The following is a 4,311-nucleotide window of genomic DNA, read 5'->3' as shown; positions in this document are numbered from 1 at the left end:
CTTTAGAAATTTTAGATTACGCAGTTTATTAAACTGGCACTTTTCTATTAATTCTCCATAAAAGTAACCGAAGAACCCTTTTAACTTAATTCATAACTTCTGATTTGGAACTTTTAACTTTATTCTTAACTCTTTAGTTTTAACTCCTAACGTTTGATAAATTTTTATGAGCCAGAAACGCATCTTAGTGACTGGTGCAAGTGGTTGTATAGGTCATTATTTAACAGAAGCCTTAATTAAAGAAACAGATCACGAACTGTATCTGCTAGTTAGGAACCCAAGCAAACTACAAGTTGATACTAAAGCCCGTTCAGGTATCAACGTTTTAGAAGGTGATATGCAAAATATTCGCCAGTTTGCCGATTTACTATCCACAATTGATACGGCGGTACTCACAGCCACAGCTTGGGGTGGTGATAAAACATTTGATATTAATGTCGTCAAGACTATAGAGTTGCTCGAACTGCTAGATCCAGAACGTTGCCAGCAGGTGATTTATTTTTCGACAGCTAGCGTTTTGGATCACTACAATCAACCATTAAAAGAAGCCGGGGAAATTGGGACAGATTATATCCGTTCTAAATATGAGTGCTTAGAGAAAAAAGAAAAATTAGCGATCGCACCTAAAATTACCACAGTATTTCCTACTGTAGTGTTAGGTGGTGATGCGAATAAACCTTATTCTGCTGTCACATCTGGTATTCCAGAAGTGACGAAATATATTAATTTAATTCGCTGTTTGGAAGCAGATGGCAGTTTTCACTTTATCCACGGACGAGATATTGCCACTGTAGTACGATATTTAATTGATCATCCTGCCGAGAACGATCAACCACGTCGGCTTGTTTTGGGTCAAGCACCGTTAACTGCTAATCAAGCAGTAGAAGAAGTTTGTGCTTATCTGGGCAAAAAGATTTACTTTCGCATTCCTATATCTATAGCATTGGCTAATTTGATTATTGTTCTATTCCGCATTCAGATGGCTGCTTGGGATAGATTTTGTATGAACTATCGTCATTTCACTTATGAAAAATTCATAAATCCCAATAGTTTTGGCTTGCCGAATTATTGTGCAACCATGAGTGATGTTTTAACAATTAGTGGCGTTGAACGTGCTGATTGAGAAAATATCTATTATTTGCTAATGATAACGGTCATTTCTTGCAAAGATAAGCCGACACAAGCTGCCAGTTCTTCCAATGTCAATCGTTCGCGTGTGTTTGCTTCTAACGTAGACGTTGCGGCTGCAATGTAATCAGGATTAGCAAGATGATTGACATTCTTAGGAAAAGTTGCTTGGGAATAAAGGCTGGCAATACCTGAGCCTCCAGTAAATTTTTGTATTTGATAAGTGGCAATTAAAGCTGCTTGACGCGCTTGGAGATAAGCAACATAGTATTGTATGATAGCTAACCTTTTCTGCTGTCTAGCTTCCTGCCAACGAGCTCGTAAAATAGGAAGTTGTTGAAAAGTACTGATAAATTTAATCGGGTCAACTGTGACGGTTAAGGAAAAGCTATTTGAGCGTTCAGATGGGGAATTGGGTGATGTTGAAACTGTAGTTAGACCCGGAGATAATTCGATAGCTACGACATCCCTAAAAGCATTTAATCCCATTGCAGCTTTTGTTTCTAACACTTGGGCTGAGTTGCGTTCAGCAATAGCTACTAATTGCTCAATGATTTTGAGATCCTGCTGTGTAATCTCAGTTTGAAGTAGGTTAGGTTGATTACCGTAACTGGACTTATCTTCGGATGCAACCACAGGAAATATAGTACTGATAAATGTAACGGCAAGGAGAATCTTGAAACTTTGTGCAAAAGCTTTTGGGAGCCATCGTGCGATCATCTGATTGATTTATTCTGAAGCACTACACTTCTTTTCTAATTTGCTTCTATTTTTACGATACAGCTAAATGAGAATATTTATTATAAGTGTGGAGGCTTTTTCAAGAAATATAATTAGTAGATGGTGATAATATCAGTCTGTAAAGCCTTTAAATCAAAGGTTTGGATATCTATTCAGGATTTTAGACGATTAAATTCTTTACAAATTTTAGTGATAATATTTAACACACAGGCGATCGCCTATGACAGTTGCCTAAGTCCCAATACGGTTCGGATAAGGTTTTTTGATGACACGCCCCAGATCGCAAAGACGCGATAAATCGCAGTTTTTACAATAATCAGTCCTTTGTAGAGACGGCGATTCATCCCGTCTTAACTGAACCGTATTGGCCTAAGTCCTACTGATATTAATTTAGTTTGCAGCCTGGTGGTAGTTAGAGAAACCAGAAATCTCCTGATTCCTGTTTCAAGATGCTTTTCTTTTTGCCGATTAGCTGCAAGAATTCCAGTCGCTAGCCGCCGATTAAAGGGAAAAATATCGGTGGTAAGATAAAACAACTTTAATAAAAAGTCAATAGCTCTTTATTTTCGTTAGAGTGGGATAACAATCAAAGTGTGAGGATTGATACTACATGCGAATCTTGTTAGTGTATCCAATATTTCCTAAAACTTTTTGGTCTTATGAAAAAATCTTAGAGTTAGTCGATCGCAAAGTTTTATTACCACCTCTGGGTTTAGTCACAGTAGCGGCAATTCTGCCCCAAGAATGGGAATTCAAGCTGGTAGATCGCAACATCCGCGCAGCAACAGAAGAAGAGTGGGCATGGGCAGATGTAGTAATTCTCTCTGCGATGATTGTCCAGAAACAAGATTTACTTGAACAAATCCAGGAAGCCAAAAAACGTGGCAAGTTAGTCGCAGTCGGCGGCCCCTACCCCACCTCTGTACCTCACGAAGTTGAAAATGTTGGCGCAGATTTTCTGATTCTGGATGAAGGAGAAATCACTCTGCCCATGTTTATTGAGGCAATTCAACGGGGTGAAACTTCTGGAACTTTCCGCGCCACAGAAAAACCTGATGTCACAAGCACGCCAATACCCCGCTTTGATTTATTAGAATTGGATGCTTATGACATGATGTCGGTGCAGTTTTCGCGCGGGTGTCCCTTCCAGTGCGAATTTTGCGACATTATTGTTCTCTACGGGCGCAAACCACGCACCAAAACCCCAGCACAATTGTTAGCAGAGTTAGATTGCCTCTACGAATTGGGTTGGCGGCGGGGTGTGTTCATGGTGGATGACAACTTTATTGGCAACAAGCGAAATGTGAAATTGTTGCTGAAAGAGTTAAAAGTCTGGATGGCAGAACACAAGTATCCCTTCCGATTTGACACTGAAGCTTCAATTGACTTAGCCCAAGACGCAGAAATGTTGGAGTTGATGGTTGAGTCTGGTTTCTCGGCGGTGTTTTTGGGAATTGAAACGCCGGATGAGGATAGTTTGCAAATGACCAAAAAGTTTCAAAATACTCGCAGTTCTCTAACTGAGGCAGTGGAAACCATTATCAAAGCGGGATTGCGCCCAATGGCTGGGTTTATTATCGGCTTTGATGGCGAAAAAGCAGGCGCAGGCGATCGCATTGTCCGCTTTGCGGAACAAGCAGCTATTCCCTCTACTACCTTTGCCATGTTGCAAGCGTTACCTAATACCGCGCTTTGGCATCGCCTGAAAAAAGAAGGACGACTGCGGGAAAATCAAGATGGCAACATCAACCAAACAACGTTGATGAACTTCTTGCCCACCCGTCCGTTAGAAGAACTTGCTAGAGAATATGTTGAAGCATTTTGTACTTTATACGACCCAGTAAATTACTTGGATCGTACCTATCGCTGTTTCTTAATGATGGGTTTGCCGAGTTGGAAAGCGCCAGCAAAAATGCCAGAGTGGATAGTTGTCAAAGCGTTGTTGATTGTAATTTGGCGACAAGGAATCAAACGGGAAACCCGTTGGAAATTCTGGCACCATTTGTTTAGCATTCTCAAGCGTAACCCTGGAGTGATTGAGCATTACATCTCTGCTTGCGCCCACAACGAGCATTTTCTAGAGTATCGCCAAATTGTGCGCGATCAAATTGAAAGTCAGCTAGCTGAATATCTCGCACAAGGTGCAGAACAGCCTTATGTGCTAGTAAAGGAAAAAGCCGAGGAAAAAGCTGAAGCGGTAGTTAGTTAAACGTGGTAACGGATAAGCCAATCGCAAGTGATTGATCGCATCTTCACCCGTACACTTGTACGGGTAAATTGATGTTTATAGCTAGTGGCATTTATGAATGAAAATAGTTTTTGTAGAGGCCGGTTTCCCCCCTGCCTCTCAATACTTCTCGATTAAGCATTTTTAATTCGGAATCGGATTTTGGGTAAAGGGAAAAGGGTAAGGGTTAAAGGTTTTTTCTTTCCCCTTCCCCC

The 4,311-nt window shown here is 40.7% G+C and carries 3 protein-coding genes; 2 read left to right on the top strand and 1 reads right to left on the bottom strand.

Features of this window, described 5'->3' with window-relative positions:
- Nucleotides 1-166 precede the first annotated feature (166 nt).
- Nucleotides 167-1,123 (top strand): NAD(P)-dependent oxidoreductase, encoded by a 957-nt coding sequence (locus G1O98_RS37175; protein WP_163939335.1) that lies wholly within the window; start codon nucleotides 167-169, stop codon nucleotides 1,121-1,123.
- Between the two features lie 11 nt (nucleotides 1,124-1,134).
- Here the strand turns inward: G1O98_RS37175 and G1O98_RS37170 are convergent, their stop codons facing one another.
- The gene (locus G1O98_RS37170) at nucleotides 1,135-1,848 is read right to left on the bottom strand and encodes a hypothetical protein (protein WP_163939333.1); all 714 of its coding nucleotides are present in this window, start codon (nucleotides 1,846-1,848) and stop codon (nucleotides 1,135-1,137) included.
- Nucleotides 1,849-2,479: 631 nt separating this feature from the next.
- Between G1O98_RS37170 and G1O98_RS37165 the strand changes: the two genes are divergently transcribed.
- Nucleotides 2,480-4,078: a B12-binding domain-containing radical SAM protein gene (locus G1O98_RS37165; protein WP_163939331.1), complete on the top strand. Its 1,599-nt coding sequence runs from the start codon at nucleotides 2,480-2,482 to the stop codon at nucleotides 4,076-4,078.
- The last annotated feature ends 233 nt before the right edge of the window (nucleotides 4,079-4,311 follow it).

It is taken from the genome of Nostoc sp. UIC 10630, from assembly GCF_010747425.1.
Taxonomy (GTDB): domain Bacteria; phylum Cyanobacteriota; class Cyanobacteriia; order Cyanobacteriales; family Nostocaceae; genus Nostoc.
The sequence above is the reverse complement of the archived record's forward strand: the minus strand, read 5'-3'. Positions and strand labels throughout refer to the sequence as shown.

Excerpts from the sequence above, each read along its gene's own strand:
- G1O98_RS37175 (WP_163939335.1), top strand. The coding sequence starts at position 167 with ATGAGCCAGAAACGCATCTTAGTGACTGGTGCAAGTGGTTGTATAGGT.
- G1O98_RS37170 (WP_163939333.1), bottom strand. The coding sequence starts at position 1,848 with ATGATCGCACGATGGCTCCCAAAAGCTTTTGCACAAAGTTTCAAGATT.
- G1O98_RS37165 (WP_163939331.1), top strand. The coding sequence starts at position 2,480 with ATGCGAATCTTGTTAGTGTATCCAATATTTCCTAAAACTTTTTGGTCT.